Raw genomic sequence first — 223 nt, 5'->3', positions numbered from 1 at the left:
CTGACCGCCGACAAGACCACCGTCGCTGAAGGCGGTGAGATCACTTACACCGTGACCCTGAGCAACGGCCAGGGGCTGCCGGTCAATGGTCACAATGGTCTGACCTTCACCTTGTCCGATGGCACCAAAGTCACCATTCCGGCTGGCAGTGCTTCCGGCACCGTGACTATTACGGCTCCGGACGACGTGTTCGTCGGTGGTCAGCCAGCCATCACCAACAAAC

Annotated in this window: 1 protein-coding gene; it reads left to right on the top strand. The window is 60.1% G+C overall.

Features of this window, described 5'->3' with window-relative positions:
• The coding region (locus F3J43_RS23730) for an immunoglobulin-like domain-containing protein (RefSeq protein ID WP_166893067.1) at positions 1-223 on the top strand (223 nt) is incomplete at both ends.

It is taken from the genome of Pantoea sp. Cy-639, from assembly GCF_011752525.1.
Taxonomy (GTDB): Bacteria; Pseudomonadota; Gammaproteobacteria; order Pseudomonadales; family Pseudomonadaceae; genus Aquipseudomonas.
Note: the sequence above shows the minus strand (reverse complement) of the source record. Positions and strands in the feature narration are given on the sequence as shown.